The organism is Paraburkholderia phytofirmans OLGA172, from assembly GCF_001634365.1.
In the GTDB taxonomy this organism is placed as follows: Bacteria; Pseudomonadota; Gammaproteobacteria; order Burkholderiales; family Burkholderiaceae; genus Paraburkholderia.
On record NZ_CP014579.1, the window covers coordinates 1,418,881 to 1,434,248 of the forward strand.

11 protein-coding genes are annotated in these 15,368 nt (G+C 58.6%); 9 read left to right on the forward strand and 2 right to left on the reverse strand.

All coding sequences use genetic code 11. The features are described 5' to 3' along the window. Nucleotides 1-22: 22 nt before the first annotated feature. On the reverse strand, nt 23-469 hold the full coding sequence (locus AYM40_RS26445) for a hypothetical protein (protein WP_063499114.1): 447 nt from the start codon (nt 467-469) through the stop codon (nt 23-25). A gap of 916 nt (nt 470-1,385) precedes the next feature. On the opposite strand from AYM40_RS26445, the gene AYM40_RS26450 reads away from it, so the two are divergent. The 6 genes from AYM40_RS26450 (at nt 1,386) to AYM40_RS26475 (ending at nt 9,993) form a co-directional block, all read left to right on the forward strand. Continuing rightward, nucleotides 1,386-2,189: a VacJ family lipoprotein gene (locus tag AYM40_RS26450; RefSeq protein ID WP_420488520.1), complete on the forward strand. Its 804-nt coding sequence runs from the start codon at nt 1,386-1,388 to the stop codon at nt 2,187-2,189. 1,272 nt (nt 2,190-3,461) lie between these two features. Continuing rightward, complete coding sequence (locus AYM40_RS26455) at nt 3,462-4,817, forward strand: lanthionine synthetase LanC family protein (RefSeq protein WP_063499116.1); 1,356 nt, start codon at nt 3,462-3,464, stop codon at nt 4,815-4,817. Between the two features lie 49 nt (nt 4,818-4,866). Continuing rightward, nucleotides 4,867-5,781, forward strand: a complete 915-nt coding sequence (locus tag AYM40_RS26460) for an NAD-dependent epimerase/dehydratase family protein (protein ID WP_082855315.1) — start codon at nt 4,867-4,869, stop codon at nt 5,779-5,781. 3 nt (nt 5,782-5,784) lie between these two features. Then, a complete protein-coding gene (locus AYM40_RS26465; RefSeq protein WP_082855316.1) occupies nt 5,785-7,059 on the forward strand; it encodes an ABC transporter ATP-binding protein in 1,275 nt (424 codons plus the stop codon). Nucleotides 7,060-7,068: 9 nt separating this feature from the next. Then, nucleotides 7,069-8,172 (forward strand): ABC transporter substrate-binding protein, encoded by a 1,104-nt coding sequence (locus AYM40_RS26470; RefSeq protein ID WP_082855317.1) that lies wholly within the window; start codon nt 7,069-7,071, stop codon nt 8,170-8,172. A 33-nt stretch (nt 8,173-8,205) separates the two neighbouring features. Then, nucleotides 8,206-9,993 carry an ABC transporter permease gene (locus tag AYM40_RS26475; protein WP_148662305.1) on the forward strand — a complete coding sequence of 596 codons (1,788 nt, stop codon included), beginning with the start codon at nt 8,206-8,208 and terminating at the stop codon, nt 9,991-9,993. 294 nt (nt 9,994-10,287) lie between these two features. On the opposite strand, the gene AYM40_RS26480 is transcribed toward AYM40_RS26475, so the two are convergent. Continuing rightward, on the reverse strand, nt 10,288-11,322 hold the full coding sequence (locus AYM40_RS26480) for an IS630 family transposase (RefSeq protein WP_181448464.1): 1,035 nt from the start codon (nt 11,320-11,322) through the stop codon (nt 10,288-10,290). Between the two features lie 86 nt (nt 11,323-11,408). Between AYM40_RS26480 and AYM40_RS26485 the strand changes: the two genes are divergently transcribed. The 3 genes from AYM40_RS26485 to AYM40_RS26495 all read left to right on the forward strand — a co-directional run bounded on the left by AYM40_RS26485 (nt 11,409) and on the right by AYM40_RS26495 (nt 15,345). Further along, entirely contained in the window at nt 11,409-12,578 is a 1,170-nt protein-coding gene (locus AYM40_RS26485) for a porin (RefSeq protein WP_063499121.1), read from the forward strand. A 90-nt stretch (nt 12,579-12,668) separates the two neighbouring features. Beyond that, nucleotides 12,669-13,556: an AraC family transcriptional regulator gene (locus tag AYM40_RS26490; RefSeq protein ID WP_063499122.1), complete on the forward strand. Its 888-nt coding sequence runs from the start codon at nt 12,669-12,671 to the stop codon at nt 13,554-13,556. Between the two features lie 133 nt (nt 13,557-13,689). Next, on the forward strand, nt 13,690-15,345 hold the full coding sequence (locus AYM40_RS26495) for a flavin-containing monooxygenase (protein ID WP_082855318.1): 1,656 nt from the start codon (nt 13,690-13,692) through the stop codon (nt 15,343-15,345). The last annotated feature ends 23 nt before the right edge of the window (nt 15,346-15,368 follow it).

Genomic DNA, 15,368 nt, shown 5'->3' on the forward strand with positions numbered 1-15,368 from the left:
TGGCTTCGGGTGCGACAAGGGGTCAGTGCTCGTTGCAGACAATGGCGGTGGCGACGAGCGGGACGACCTCCCGAACGATAGCGTCGCTGCCCGCCTCACGCACGCGTGCTTCCACCTGATCCGTGGGGCCGGCTACTACCACACCATATAGCGACCCTGCCAGGGTGTCACCGCCGCCCTGTCTGAACATGGCATCGTTGTGTTCATACCCGACGACGGCGTGGACGGGAAAGCCGAATGCCGTCAGGTCGCTGCCTCGCTCCGGTCGGAATGCGTTGACTGAGTTTGCTTCAATATGCGTTGGCTCCGGGGTGATATCGTCGTCGTTGATGAGCCCGGTTATGAATGTGTGCGCGTTCGAATTACATGTGAACTGCGGATCGAGCGGGTGCGCGTACGACTGGATCGAATGGAGCGCCATACTCAGTGCGTAGAGCGTGGCTAGTGTATTGAGAAGGCGTTTTTTCATAGCAGTGTTGCATTGACCCGTTCCGGCTAATGCCTGGAACAGGTAACGGTATTGGCGACGACTGTGAGAATTGCAAATCGCAGTTCGTTACATACGACCACCACCGGCACAGGTGGCTTCCTCGAAAGGGGGGCGACCACGCGGCCGCTCCGGCTCGATCGGGCTACTAACCAGTGGACCAGTTGCAGTACGACGCCCGACTGGGGTGTTGTACCCATAACGCGGCTCGAGTTGCGGCCGAGGTCGTGTCAAATGACGTGACGGATGCGATCCGCGCGGAAAGAATGTGTTTCATGGTTGTGCCCATCGATACAGCGCTAATTTAGCGATCAAATTGTGATCGATGACTGAAGAATAGCGACAGACTTCGCACATGAAAACAACTTCATTCGTAAGAAATTCTAGTCAACATTGAAACAATGCATCGGTGGAAACGGGACCACGACTATGCGTGGTTCATAGTTGTGTTCAGGTGAAATTGATTTGAGATTTTGTGCTGAAGGCGCAGGCGCAGGCGCAGGCGACACTCGCCGGTTCGACGTTGATGACGTCACTGCACGTATTTCATGCGGGCTCCCACGTACATCGTTTTGTTCGTCGCAGAACAACACTGTTTATTACGGTGGCATCTTTCTCAGAACGTCCTTGCTAGCTAAACTCGGTGCGCGAGTGACCCTGTGAGCAGGGCGATTTCAGTTCCGCTAGCGAACCGCCGAACACCCGCTGACTTGCGCACTTTCCCGTGCGGCAACAGGCGAAACCTCGCACCGCCCTGGTGTTGCATCAGCGGTCGGCAACATCTGAGGATGGCCGTTACGATCGGACTTTTGTGCGGACGTCGGGGCGACTCGAGAGATAGGAAGGAAAGGAAGCGATGCAAGCAAGATGGAAGGTCCGAACCCTGGAACTCGGTATTGTGTTGACGAGCATCATCGGCTTATGCGGTTGCGCGTCCAGCTTCGATCGGACGCCAGGCGACCCCTTGGAGCCAATGAATCGAGCGGTATTCTCGTTCAACGATCGCGTGGACACGTACGTCGCACGCCCAGTGGCCGTGGGCTATACGAAGATAACACCGAGCCCTGTTCGCACAGCGATAAGGAATTTCTTCTCGAACATCGGTGATATCGGAAACTTCTCGAACGATGCACTGCAACTGAAGGTTACCGACGCCACCGAAGATCTGATGCGCTTTGCGTTCAACTCGACCTTCGGGATTGGCGGTCTGCTCGACTGGGCAACCCCTGCCGGTCTGCCAAAGCACAATCAGGATTTTGGCCTGACGTTGGGGCATTACGGCGTGCCTTCTGGTCCCTATCTCGTACTGCCACTGTTTGGTCCAAGCTCCCTTCGCGACTCGACCGGCTGGATATTCTCGTATTTCACCACGCCCACGAGCTACCTGCAGGCTGACGTCAGCGTGCCCCTATTCGGCGTGAACTTCATCAGTACTCGAGCTGACCTTCTCGGCGCGACAGATGTGCTTTCACAGGCAGCGTTGGATAAGTACACGTTTGTCCGTGATGCTTACACGCAACGACGTCGCTATTTGCTGGGTAGCGGAACTGCGCCGCCGAACTACACCGACGCCGATGACAAGTCGACCGAGGTATCCGATGCGGTTCGATCCCGGGCAGTGGAATCGACGCCAGATTCGCGGAATGGACTGGCGCACGTATCCGGTGCTTCGACTCGTTCGGGAGACGCTGTCGCCAACTAGGCGTTATTTTCTTCGCCTTCCCTTGAACCCGCGGATCGCAAACCTGCGCCGCCCGCTTGCCGATGGCCTCGGTCCAAGCTGGATAGTCAGTCGCTTTGGCCTCGATCCGAGGCATACCGGCATCGTTGGAGTCCAGAGCGTGCGGATTTAAAAACCGCAGGACCTATCATCGTTTGCAATGGTGCCCCCCGGCGAATCCGCGCGGTTGCACGGTGATGCAATTCATTTTGCGCTCGCCGGCAACGACTAAATTCTCCTTCCTGCTACCTTTTATTCATCGGCTCATCCGGGCGGTCAGGTGGCCGTCACCGGCCGACCATAGGAAATGGCTCGATCATCACGCGAAACAGGGTCGAAAAGCGAGGAGCTACATGCGACCCTGCGATTGCATCCTTGTTTCGCTCATTGGTCCATCGCCCAACTGAAGCAGGGAGCGTAAGCATGCCCCCATCGACGTCATCTACGCACAAGACCCACTGAACGCCGACGCGCGACAGCAATTGAGGAAATGCCTGTGGGCCATTGCGCTGATTCGATCGGCGCACTCAAGAAACGGTCCTGCGAAAACGTTCGCTTAGATTTATGGTGTGTGGAAGAAAATTCTACAACTTAGCTTAACGATGGAAGCGACTTTCGAAATAACTTACGTTCGGTTTTTTCTTCAGAAATTTTTTCCCGAACACCAGAGCTAGAATTCAAAGCATGAATGAGCGAGGTGTGGCGGCTTGCGAGACTGAGATCGACGGGCTTTGTGCGGGAAGATCGATTGTGCGAAGCGATTCACCTATCAAGACGGCCGATCGTCGGGACTTGACGGAAGCGGTGGCTACCCTCTAGCCAGACAATTGAAGCGACGCGAGGATTTGGTAGCGAGTCGTTCGCGTTCAGGCTCAAGGTTATTGAGGTTTGGCGTTGTTAGATAGGCGTGCGCGGGGTCACGGAACTGGACTGAACTGGACACCGGGCACTTGGACGCGAAGTTTCTGATCGCGGAAGCCGGTGGGGAACGGCAAACGACCGGGAAGTCATTCAGGGTAAGCAGCGAAATGGTCACTATGCAAAGGGAATGCTTTTGTGTGAGCATATGCACACTTGTGCGCTGTTCTGTCTGCGCTGATTGGGTGTCATTCTTCAAGGAGACCGGGAGGAACAGCGTTTGGGACCGCGCGCAGATCTTGTTGTGTGTAGGACGCCGGTCCAGGCAATGCAGTTGAGGCATAAGGGCAGGGTAGGTGGCCCATCTGAAACTTGATGATTCGGAACGAAATGACCATGTCCACAAACACGTCGGCATTCGATGCTGCGCTTAAGGTTCATCGTTGGCTCGAAACGCAGAAACGCATCCATACAACGGGCATCAACTGGCCGGCCCATGGCACTCTTCCGCCCGAAGAGCAGCTCAACGTTTACTACGGGGGGGCAGGCGTTGCCTTATTTTACTTAGGCCTGTACCAGCAGACGAAAGTTGACGCGTATCTCGCACTTGCCAGACAAGCGGCCGATTATCTTGTTGCGAATCTTCCAGCCAAACTGGATACGCAACGGCGGCACGAAAGTTCGTACAGCAACCTCAGGGTCGACGATCAGCCCGGATTGTATTTCGGGATTGGCGGAGTTGGTGTGCTCCTGTCGCAACTACAGGCAATACCTGGACATGCCCGCTATGGTGAGGGCGCAAGAAGAGTCGCAAAACTGATTGTTGATGCGGCGCAGGAGAGTGGTGCTGGAGTCGCGTGGAGCGACGTTCGGGACATTACTACCGGAAGCGCAGGCATTGGGATCACCCTTCTGGCCTTGTCCAGATGCATGGATTTTCCCGTAACGAGAGAACTCGCCATAGCCAGTGGGCGTCGCTTGCTGGAACTCGCGATTCCGGATGGCGGTGGGTTGCGCTGGGAATGGGAGGAAAGGGAGCGACTTGTGCACCCCAACTTTGCGCACGGCGCGGCGGGGACTGGCTACTTCCTCCTCACGCTGTATCAGGAGACAGGCGACAAAGCGTTCCTCGACGCCGCGCTCGCTGGGGCAGCTTACCTCCATAGCGTTGCTCGCCATGACGGTCTTATCTGCCATTCGCTGAATTGCACGCCGGACCTCTTTTATCTTGGCTGGTGCCACGGCCCAGTTGGAACCGGTCGCTTCTACTATCGTTTGTGGCAAACGCAGGGCGATGCCGTCTGGCTGGAACGGCTATTCCAACTCGCGGAAGCAGTTGTCGGCACAGGGATTCCCGATGCCGCGACAGACGGGCTTTGGAACAATGTCGGCATATGCTGTGGCTCCGCGGGCGTCGCCGAATTTTTTCTGGATCTGTATGTACTGGCGAGGGGGCTTTGCCGCAGCGATGCACCGTCTTATCTGGCTTTCGCCCAGCGCCTGGTCGACAACATCCTTGAGCGCGGAATCGATGACGATGATGGCCTGCGGTGGACGCAGGCCGAGCATCGCACGTTACCGGAATTACTTACCACGCAAACAGGCTACATGCAGGGAGCCGCGGGTGTTGGGTCAGTCCTCATTTACTTTGACGCATTGAACCGTGCATCGACTATCGACGAGATTGACGCATGTGCGATGCAACGCCTGCGTTTGCCTGATTCTCCCGTGTTCCGCGCCGTGTCGCATTGAATTGGTCTGCCATTTTCGTACGACGTTTCGCTAATTTGGGGACCATCTGATGAGAGTATTCCTGACAGGTGCTACCGGTTACATGGGCCGGGTAGTTCTGGAAAAGTTGCTGGATAGCGGCATTGATGTCCTTGCTTTAGCGCGACCCTCTAGCCGGTCGGCTATGCCCACACGTCCTGGTTTGGCGTGGGCGCAAGGTACGCTCGACGATGCAGACGCGATCGGGAAGGCAGTCCGCCAGACCGATGCGGCTATGCACATGGCGGCTCAACACGATTTTCATATGCAGAAGCTCGATTGGGCCGCGATCACGGCTATCGGGCAGGCGCTGGAAGGAACCGGTAAGCCGTTTATCGCAACCAGCGCGACGCCGGTATATGGACACACCGGCGACGAGCCGCGCGATGAGCATGAGCCTGTCGAGCACCCTCATCCGTTACGCACATTTCGTCTGCAACACGACCGGTTCGTAATTGGCCTGAGGGAGCGCGATGTCAGGGGCGTAGTCGTGCGTCCGCCATTGGTCTACGGGCGCTCGGGCGGTTTCCTTGTCACCTTGATCAATCAGGCAATCGAGGACCGAACCGCCCGTACGATCGGGAATGGGACTAACCGCTGGTCGACAGTCGACGTGGACGATCTTGCCGACCTCTATGTTCGCGCCTTGCTTGCTGAAGATGCTTACGGCGCATTTAACGCGGGCTCGAGAGATGTAGTCAGCATGAAGGTTATTGCCGAAACGATCGCTCAGTCGTTCGGGCCAAAGATACCGGTCGGATCGTGGACAGAGCAGGAAGCCTGTGCACGACTGGGAGAGTTGATGGCATTAATGTCCCTCGATCAGCACGTTTCGTCCGAGCGCGCCCGGAGCGAACTTGGGTGGAATCCGCGCGCGACTACCTTAATCGAGGATCTGTCACATGGTTCTTATCGGCTTGCTCCTCTGGTTCCTTACAGTCATTGACCTATGAACTCGATCAGTAAAGATTTGCCGCTCAGCGATACCGATGAGCGCAGCGCATGTCCGGCGACAAACGGATCTCGTCGAGCCGGGATTCTCGGGCTCATCAGTCGCACTCGACGTTCGAGTACCGACATTGACGCTGCAAAGCCGACACAGGCCTCGCAGCCCGACGCGGGCGGGCAACGAATTGTGCTCGGCTCCGAGATTCTGCTGGATCGTGTCTCCAAGCATTTCTCCAATAAAACGGTCCTCGACGAAATCAGCCTGAAACTGGATTCCGGATCGTTCTTCGCTTTGCTGGGCCCAAGCGGATCCGGCAAAAGTACCTTGCTGAACCTGATCGCCGGTTTTGAGCGACCGGATAGTGGCGATATCCGAATTCGCGGGCGTAGCGTGGTTGGCGTTCCCGCTTACGCGCGGCAGGTCGGGGTCGTTTTCCAGAGTTATGCCCTGTTTCCGCACCTCAACGTGGCGGAAAACCTCGCCTATCCGCTTCGACGCCAGGGTATCCGGAGCCGTGCCATCCACGCCCGGGTCAACCGGATGCTTGAACTGGTTCGGTTGGGCGGATATGCCGATATGCGCATCACCCAGCTTTCCGGCGGGCAACAGCAGCGGGTGGCGCTGGCGCGAGCCCTCGTTGCGGAGCCGGACGTGCTGCTGATGGACGAGCCTATGGCCGCACTGGACAAATCCCTGCGCGATGACCTGCAAGTGGAAATCAAGCAGCTCCAGCAATCGCTCGGCGCGACGATCATCTACATCACTCATGATCAGCGGGAAGCATTAGCGCTAGCGGATCAGATCGGTGTACTCAATGAGGGGCGGTTCGAGCAGGTCGGGGACGCGGTCAGTATCTACGCAAGGCCCGCGTCGGCGTTCGTTGCGCGGTTTCTAACAGGGGCAAGCGTACTTAATGGTCGCGCAGGTGGATCGGCGGCCGACGGATGGTATCTCGAAGACGAAAACGGAGCACGTTTGCCGGGGCAGTGGCATGACCGCACGCCGAGCTCACCGGGCGCCAAAGCCGAGATGGCAATCAATCCCGCTCTGGTGAAGATTACAGCGTCGGGCGCGCACCCAATGGGCTGGAGCATCGACGCCCGCGTGGCGGCCGTATTGTACGTCGGAGAAAGCACGATTGTGCATCTGACTTTGCAAGGCGGAAGCACGCTAGTCGCCCGTGAGCCGGGTGCCAGTGGGCGCTCAGTCGGTGAGCCGGTTCGAGTTGGCTGGCGGCCGGAAGATGCATTTTTGTTCGAAGTGCTACATAAATAGGGGGGCGACATGAAATCCAGTTCAAAGCATCAAGGTCTTACGCGTAGAGATATCCTGAAGGGTGGTGCCGCAGCATTGGCCAGCGCTGTGCTACCCATGTCGTCATGGGCCGCCGCCGGCTCGGTGACCATCACCGACGGAGGTGGAGCGTGGGGCGCCGCGCAGCGCAAGGCATATTTCGAACCGTTCGAAAAGGAAACGGGTATTCGTGTAGACCTCGTGCCCTATGCGCTTCCGGGCAAGCTGAAAGCGAGCGTGCTCGCGGGTTCTCCCGTTGCCGACGTAGTCGACCTGACGGGAGCGAAGCTGCCGGAATTCAGCCGCAGCAATCTGCTTCTGCCGATAGACTTTAAGGCATTCGATCCGCAGGACCTGGCGGCGCTAAAACCGGTGCCGGCCCACCCGTATGGCGTTCCGTCCTTATTCGGATCGATCGTTCTCGCCTACGCAGACAGTGTTGCGAAGTCTCGCGCGCCCGCCACATGGAAGGACTTCTGGGATTCGAAGTTGTTCGTCGGCCAGCGCACGCTCGCCGACGGAGGCGCTTTCCCCGGCGGGGGTACCTTTGAGATTGCATTAATGGCGGATGGCGTGACTCACGACAAAATCTATCCGATCGACTGGAAACGTGCGTTCAAGAGTTTGGACCGGATCAAACCGGACATGGCCAGATTCTGGTCAGGTATGGCCGAACCTGTGCAGATGCTGGTGGACGGTAACGCCACCATCGCCAGCGCCTACAACGGGCGCGTTAGCGACATGCAGGCTAAGGGTGCAAAGATCGCATTTAGCTGGAGGGATGGCATTCTCAGTTGGGATCACTGGGTTGTCCCGAAGGGCTCCGCCAACGCGGCAAACGCCATGAAATTTATTGCTTTCGCGACTCGGGCAGATCGCCAGGCTGAGTTCGCCACTTTGATTAACTATGGGCCGACGAACAGCCGCGCGTTTGCCCACATGACGCCCGAGCGGATTAGTCAGATGCCTTCGGCGCCAGCCGTTCGGGACTTGCAACTGGCCACAAATTACGAGTGGTGGGCAGCCGAGGCGTCACCTGGCGTCAGCAATGAAACGCTCGCGACGCAGCTTTGGGAAAAGTGGTTGCAAAGCTGATCGTTACATGGCCGGTCAACAGGAGAAGAGTTCGTGAATCACCAGTCAACGATGCAACACCCGGCGTTAGAGAAAACCTTGTCCCGCCTGTTTCCGGCGGGACGCCCCTATATGCTGCTGCTTCCGGCCGCATTATTGGTGACAGTGTTTCTGTGGATTCCCGTCGCCGGGACATTGCTCGATAGCGTGCACTCTTCTGCAGGCTGGTCGCTGCGCGCTTACGAAGAGCTGTTGGGCGGCGCCTTCAGGCATATCTTTTTCTCCACGGTCGTCAATAGCGTTTGGGTGACGCTTGGGTGCTTATGCCTTGGTGTGCCAACGTCGTATTGTATGGCGCGAATCAACCGGCCTTGGCTGCTCACACTTACGGTGCTCGCAGTCACTGGACCGTTTTTCGTTAGCGCGCTGATACGAAGCTACTCATGGGTGGTCGTGCTTGGAAACAACGGCCTGGTGAACGGGGCACTGTTGAGTTTGCACCTGATCGACCAGCCGGTACGGCTTGCCTATACCCATCTGGGTATGATTGTCGCGATGGTGCAGGTCGAGCTCCCGCTTTTTATCCTGCCGGCCTACAGCGTGATGCGTCGTGTTCCCCCGGACCTGAGGCGCTCGGCTCAGAGTCTTGGCAGCGACCCGGTTACGGCCTTCCTCACAGTCTTTCTACCTTTAGCCGCGCCAGGCGTGATTGCGGGTTGTGCGCTTGTATTCATGACCTCTCTCGGTTTCTACGAAACGCCAGCCTTGCTTGGGCCGCCGGGGACGTATTTCCTCAGTCAGGCGATCGAGGTCCGTGTGAACAGTCTCGCAGACCAATCGGGTGCCGCCGCCCATGCTGTTGTGCTACTCGTGCTGGTAGGAGGGCTTACCTCTGCGTGCATGTCGCCGTTGCTCCTGGCGTTGAGTTCGACGTCGGCGCAGCAGTCGGCAAGCCCGTCGTCCGGATTGAAATCGGGGATGCAGCGTTTCTACGGGGCTGTTGCCCATTCGATCGAACGTGTCGTGCGCAGGCTAGCGAGGTTTAGATGGCCAATCGCCATTTCCATCGCGAGCTTCACGTTCATGCTGCTGATCGTCCCGCTGCTCATCCTGTTCCCATTGGCCTTCAGTTCGGCGCCCTTTGTTTCCTTTCCTCCGCCTGGTCTGTCGGCGAAGTGGTTCACCAGCTACCTGAGCTCCGCTCAGTGGGTTGATTCCACGCTACAGTCCTTGTTCATCGGACTGACATCAGCCGCTCTGGCCACTGTTGCAGGAGGGCTGGCCGTACTTGGCGGCGCCCGACTCTCGGCGAAGCTTCGCCTCGCCGTGTTTGTCAACGGTGCGGTTCCGCTTGTGATATCGCCGATCGTGATGGCGGTAGCGATGTTCTATCTGGCAGCAAGGCTGGGACTCATCGGTTCTCCGCTGGCTTTCATCAGCGCTTACGCGGTCATGGGCTTGCCCTATCCGATTTTCGTCATCGGGGCTGCTCTCACCCGGCTCGATCCATCGCTGTCACGCGCGGCGACCTCACTCGGCGCGACGGCACCTGTCGTGTTGCGGACTGTAATAGTCCCACTACTTGGAGCGGCCATCCTCAGCGGATTCGTTTTTGCCTTTCTGATTGGCTTTAATGACGTAGACGTGGCTCTGTTCCTGAATTCATCTTCGATGAAGACGCTGCCTCTCCTGATGCTGGAGGACATTCGCGAGGAGATCACGCCGCGGCCGGCTGCGGTGGCTGTGGTCCTGATTTTTGGCACGGCCTCGTTTTTCCTGGTCTGTTCTGTCATGCGGAAAATCTATCGGAAAATTTTGGATTTTGTTAGAAATTTCTACTAGGAGAAAGCGGACCTATTCAGGTTATTTAAATGGTCAGCGAATCTCGTACGTTGGATGAGTGGGACGGAACACGTGGTGCCGTGGCCCCAGCTTGCGGCGGAGGCGGAGCCGTTCCACCTGAAGGATTCTCTCGGGTCAATCGGGTGAACGCTGGCCATGGTCTGCCGGGAGCAGTTCGACCGTAGGCGGCGAACCGGCACGCCGACCTTCAGAACAGGTGTGCGCATCAATTCTCATTAAGCTCAAATTATGTAGTAGTACGACGTATCTGGAAGAGACATTTCAACTACTTACTCATAAGTCAGAAACATAGCGGACAGATGGGTGCCTGAAGAAGGAGCGCACGAGAGTTGGGTCTCGTCCAATTTGAGCAAGCTGCTCGTGGATTCGCGGACCCAGCTTTTCGCCTTTTCGCAACGGGCGTCGCGCAACGCCTGTGCGCTTGACGTGACTCCACACCAGCTCATCCGGATTGAGGTCTGGTGCGTAACCCGGCAGGAAGTGCAAAGTCAGTTTTCCTTGCGTGCTGTCGACATATTCCTTGACGATGGCTTTCCTATGGGCAGGCAATCCGTCGACGACCAGATGAACCGCCTTGCGGCGGTTGAACATCAACTTCCTGAGCAACGTCACGAACAACTCACCGCTGAGTCCACCTTCGTACGTTGCAAACCAGAAGGCCCCCTTCGAGTTGACAGCAGATGCCGCGCTCATACTTTGCCTCTGACCCGGTCGGTCGACGACTGGCGTTTCGCCGCGTTGCGCCCAGGTCCTGCCATGCACGGAATCGGCCCTAAAGCCGGATTCGTCCCAGAAGAAGATGTCGGCATTTTCCTCGCGAGCTTGCCTGACAATGGCCGGATACGTGTCGTGCTGCCAGCGCTCGATCGCCTCCGGATCTCGCTGGTAAGCGCGCTGCAACGGCTTTTGTGGCGTCAGGTTCAAGCGCGCGAGCATCGCGCCGATCGACGCCAGGCTCAACGTGACATCGAACTCCCGCTGCACCAGTTCGCGTACCAGATTGCGCGTCCACAGGCCGAAGTCAAATCCATACTGCATCGGGTTCTTGCCATTGATCCAGCGCAGCACCTGCCGTTCCTGTGCGTGCGTAAGCTTTCGAGGGCGCCCTGTGCCTTTGGTCGAGAGCAGCACACGCAGGCCGCGGCCGCGACCACGTGCCTGAGCCCGGATCTTGTATGCCCAGGATCGATGCATTCCAAACGAGGCTGCAACATCGTCCGGCTGCTCCCCCTCAGCCATGCGTCGAACTGCCAGGATGCGCATCTCTTCTAGCGTGTTGTGAGCCAGGCTCCGGCCGTCTCGTTTCATGAGCGATCCTGTCAGTTGCCCTCGCTCAAGCATAGACCATATGTCTGCTAAATTCCTGACTTATGAGTAATCTAAAGTGAACTTCGATGAAAAAATCGCTTATTGCATTGGGTGTTTTGAGCGCGTTTGCTGGCGCTGCGCATGCGCAAAGCAGCGTCACGTTGTATGGCCTCATCGACGAAGGGCTGGACTATACAAATAACGTTGGGGGGCACAGCCTCTACGCCCTGTCAAGCGGCGACGCGCAAGGTTCGCGCTGGGGCATGAAGGGCGCGGAAGACCTGGGTGGCGGTCTATCGGCGATCTTCCGGTTGGAAAGCGGTTTGAATGTGAACAACGGCAAGTTTGCGCAGGAAGGGCAAGAGTTTGGCCGTCAGGCTTACGTCGGTGTGGCTAGCACAACGATCGGTACGCTTACGCTCGGCCGCCAATACGATTCCCTTGTTGACTATTTGGCTCCGCTGACCGCCAACGGTAACTGGGGCGGCGCAATGTTCTCGCACCCCTATGACAATGACAACACGGACAACTCGTTTCGTATCAACAATGCGGTCAAGTACACCAGCGTCGACTATGCGGGCTTCACGTTCGGCGGAGCATATGCCTTCAGCAACTCAACCAATTTCGCGGTCAACCGTGCGCAGAGCGTAGGCGCACAATATATCAATGGCCCTCTGAACGTTGCCGCTGCATACCTGAACGTCGATAGCCCTAATAATGGCTCCGCCGGGGCCGTTGCGAATCTCGGTTCGAGCGGCACCGATGGCAGTTGGACTGCGGCTCGTCAGCGCGTATTCGGAGTGGGCATCAACTACACGATTGCCTCTGCAACACTCACCTTCGTGTACACCCATACGCAGCTGTCGCAACCAACGGCGACTGAGTACGCTAACCTGACCCCGAGCCCGACACTCGGTGCAGCATCGTCGCTCAAGTTTAACAACTTCGAGGTGAACGCCAAGTATCAGTTTACGCCGTCGTTTTTCGTGGGCGGCATGTACACCTATACCCAGGCTTCATACGATGGCACGGCGGGTAATAGCGCCAAGCCGAAGTACCATCAGTTTGGTCTGATAGCCGACTACAACCTGTCGAAGCGGACCGACGTGTATGTTCAGGGCAGCTACGTCAAGGTTGCGAGTGCTTCCGACGTAGCGGGCACCGGGCTGGAGTTTGCCGCGAATCCGGACGCCGCGGGTCCTTCGTCGAGCAGCAAGCAGGTTATGGCTCGGGTCGGTATTCGTCAGCGGTTCTAATCATAGAAAGCGCGCTCCGGCGCGAGACAATCCGCCGGATCAGAGAAACTCGCCGCTCTATCGCGGCGCCCGTCGAGCGGAGAGTCAAATATGAGGCAGTTCATCACTCCCAGCGAACTCCCTAAGTGGGTGCCCGGAGAACTGCTGCGATCCAGCGAGGGTCTCGGATGGAACGGCGTGGGTCTACGCGCCTACCGCTACGAGCCGCTTGATGTGCCGGTACCGGGGATGGTGGACTTCATGATCGTGTCCTACAAGCGCGGCAGCACACGCATGGAGCGCCGCTTTGAGGGGCGTTGGACCCGAACCCACTGCCACCCCGGTGACATATCCTTGCTCACCCGCTCCCAGGAGTCGCACTGGCACTGGACGGGCGAGATCGAAGTCGCGCACGCCTACCTCTCCGACTCGCTTGTGTCCAAGGTCGCGGCCGATGTGCTTGAGCGTCCAATTGCGGACGTACGGCTCCACGATCTCCTGCAAACGAAGGACGCGGTCGTCTCAAGTATTATCGACACTATTGCCCAGGAGGCTGGCAGTTGTGCGGTTGGTGGCGCGCTTTACGTCGAGGCTCTTAGCACGCAGCTTGCTGTTCATCTGCTGCGCAACTACGCTTGCGTGTCGTACCGTGAACCGGCCCATCAAGGTGGGCTGCCGCAGGCTCTCTGTCGCCGACTCGTCGAGTACATCGAAACACGTCTTCACGAGGGCATCACGCTGGAGGATCTGGCTGGCATGAGTGGAATGGGAACCTGGACGCTGGGCCGGCGCTTTCGCCAGTCGTTTGGCAAGGCACCCCACGCTTACATCATGGAGCTGCGCGTATTACGAGCCAGGCGCCTGCTGTCGCAGGGCGCCATGCCGGTCAAGGCGATTGCGTCGGCCTGTGGCTTTGCCGACCAGGCGCACATGACACGCGTCATGAACTGCAGGTTGGGTGTGACGCCCGCAGCATTGCGCCGCCAGGGCACCGCCTGAACGCCGCCGGTGCGCGCCAGCCGCCTCACGTTTTCGTTCAAGACTTTCACCCACCCGTTCAAGATTTGCGCGGACACGGTTCGTATCCTTGCATCACGGTCGTTGCAGTGACCGGAACAAGGAGACAAACACCATGAACGCTCCCACGCATTCTTCGAATCTGTCCAACCCAGACCGTGCCGATGGGGTAACCCGGCTCGACGCCGTCGTTATCGGTGCCGGTGTGGCCGGCCTCTACCAGCTGCACCGTCTGCGCGAGATGGGGCTTACCGTCCGGGCCTACGACGCCGCGTCGGGTGTCGGAGGCACCTGGTACTGGAACCGCTACCCGGGTGCCCGCTTCGACTCGCAGGTCGAGGTTTACCAATACTGGTTCTCGGAAGAACTCTACAAGTCGTGGAAGCCCAGCGAGCGTTTTCCGGCCCAGCCCGAAACCGAGCAGTGGCTCAACTTCGTGGCCGACCGGCTCGACCTGAAGAAGGATATCCAGTTCAACACGCGCATCGCATCGGCCCACTACAATGAAGACACCCAGCGCTGGATCATCACCACCGACAAGGGCGAGCAGATCGACGCGCAGTACCTCGTCGCCTGCTGCGGCATGCTGTCCGCACCGCTCACGGACCGCTTTCCCGGCCAGTCCAGCTTCAACGGGCAGATTTTCCACACCGGTCTCTGGCCCAAGGAGCCGGTAGACCTCAAGGGCAAGCGCGTGGCGGTGGTGGGCACCGGTGCGACCGGTATCCAGGTGATCCAGACGATTGCCCCAGAAGTCGGCTCGATGAAGATCTTCGTGCGCACGCCGCAGTACGTGGTTCCGATGAAGAACCCCAAGTACAGCCAGGCCGAGTGGGACCAGTGGGGTGCGCAGTTTCACGAGTTGAAGAAGCGGGTGCGCGGAACCTTTGCTGGTTTTCACTATGACTTTGAGAGCGGGCCTTGGGCCGGGAAGACCCCCGAGCAGCGCCTCGCCGTGCTGGAGAAGTTCTGGGAGGAGGGCTCGCTGGCAATGTGGCTGGCCACCTTCGCCGAGATGTTCTTTGACGAGGCCGTCAGCCACGACGTGTCGGAGTTCGTGCGCGGCAAGATGCGCGAGCGGCTGCATCACGACCCGGCGTTGTGCAAGCTGCTGATCCCCACCGACTACGGCTTCGGCACGCACCGCGTTCCGCTGGAGAACAAGTACCTCGAGGTCTACCTCCAGGACAACGTCGAGGCGGTCGACTGCCGCCAGTCGCCCATCGAGTGCGTGGTGCCCGAAGGCATCAGGACGGCCGACGGCAAGGTCCACGAGGTGGACGTGATCATCCTGGCCGTGGGCTTCGACGCCGGCTCCGGCGCGTTGAGCCGCATCGATCTGCGCGGGCGTGGTGGCCGCTCGCTCAGGGCGCAGTGGCAGCAGGAGATTCGCACGGCGATGGGGCTGCAGGTTCACGGCTACCCCAACCTGTTTACCACCGGTGCACCGCTGGCGCCCTCGGCGGCGCTGTGCAACATGACTACATGCCTGCAGCAGCAGGTGGACTGGATCACCGACTGCATCGACTACGCGCGCAAGCACGGCAAGCGGGTCGTCGAAGCCACGCAGGCGTTCGAGGACCAATGGGTCGCCCACCATGACGAGACGGCCGCTGCCACTCTAGTGGTCAAGACCTACTCCTGGTACATGGGCTCCAACGTGGAGGGCAAACCACGACGCCTCCTGTCCTACATCGGCGGCGTTGGCAATTACCACCGCCAATGCGACGAACTGGCGGCCAGTGGCTACCCCGGCTTTGCGATGAGCTGATCGAACCGCACCTCTGCCTGGTC

Bases quoted from the DNA above. Each gene is read 5' to 3' on its own strand.
- AYM40_RS26480 (WP_181448464.1), bottom strand. From the start codon at position 11,322: ATGAAACGAGACGGCCGGAGCCTGGCTCACAACACGCTAGAAGAGATG.
- AYM40_RS26445 (WP_063499114.1), bottom strand. From the start codon at position 469: ATGAAAAAACGCCTTCTCAATACACTAGCCACGCTCTACGCACTGAGT.
- AYM40_RS26470 (WP_082855317.1), top strand. From the start codon at position 7,069: ATGAAATCCAGTTCAAAGCATCAAGGTCTTACGCGTAGAGATATCCTG.
- AYM40_RS26490 (WP_063499122.1), top strand. From the start codon at position 12,669: ATGAGGCAGTTCATCACTCCCAGCGAACTCCCTAAGTGGGTGCCCGGA.
- AYM40_RS26455 (WP_063499116.1), top strand. From the start codon at position 3,462: ATGTCCACAAACACGTCGGCATTCGATGCTGCGCTTAAGGTTCATCGT.
- AYM40_RS26465 (WP_082855316.1), top strand. From the start codon at position 5,785: ATGAACTCGATCAGTAAAGATTTGCCGCTCAGCGATACCGATGAGCGC.
- AYM40_RS26485 (WP_063499121.1), top strand. From the start codon at position 11,409: ATGAAAAAATCGCTTATTGCATTGGGTGTTTTGAGCGCGTTTGCTGGC.
- AYM40_RS26460 (WP_082855315.1), top strand. From the start codon at position 4,867: ATGAGAGTATTCCTGACAGGTGCTACCGGTTACATGGGCCGGGTAGTT.
- AYM40_RS26495 (WP_082855318.1), top strand. From the start codon at position 13,690: ATGAACGCTCCCACGCATTCTTCGAATCTGTCCAACCCAGACCGTGCC.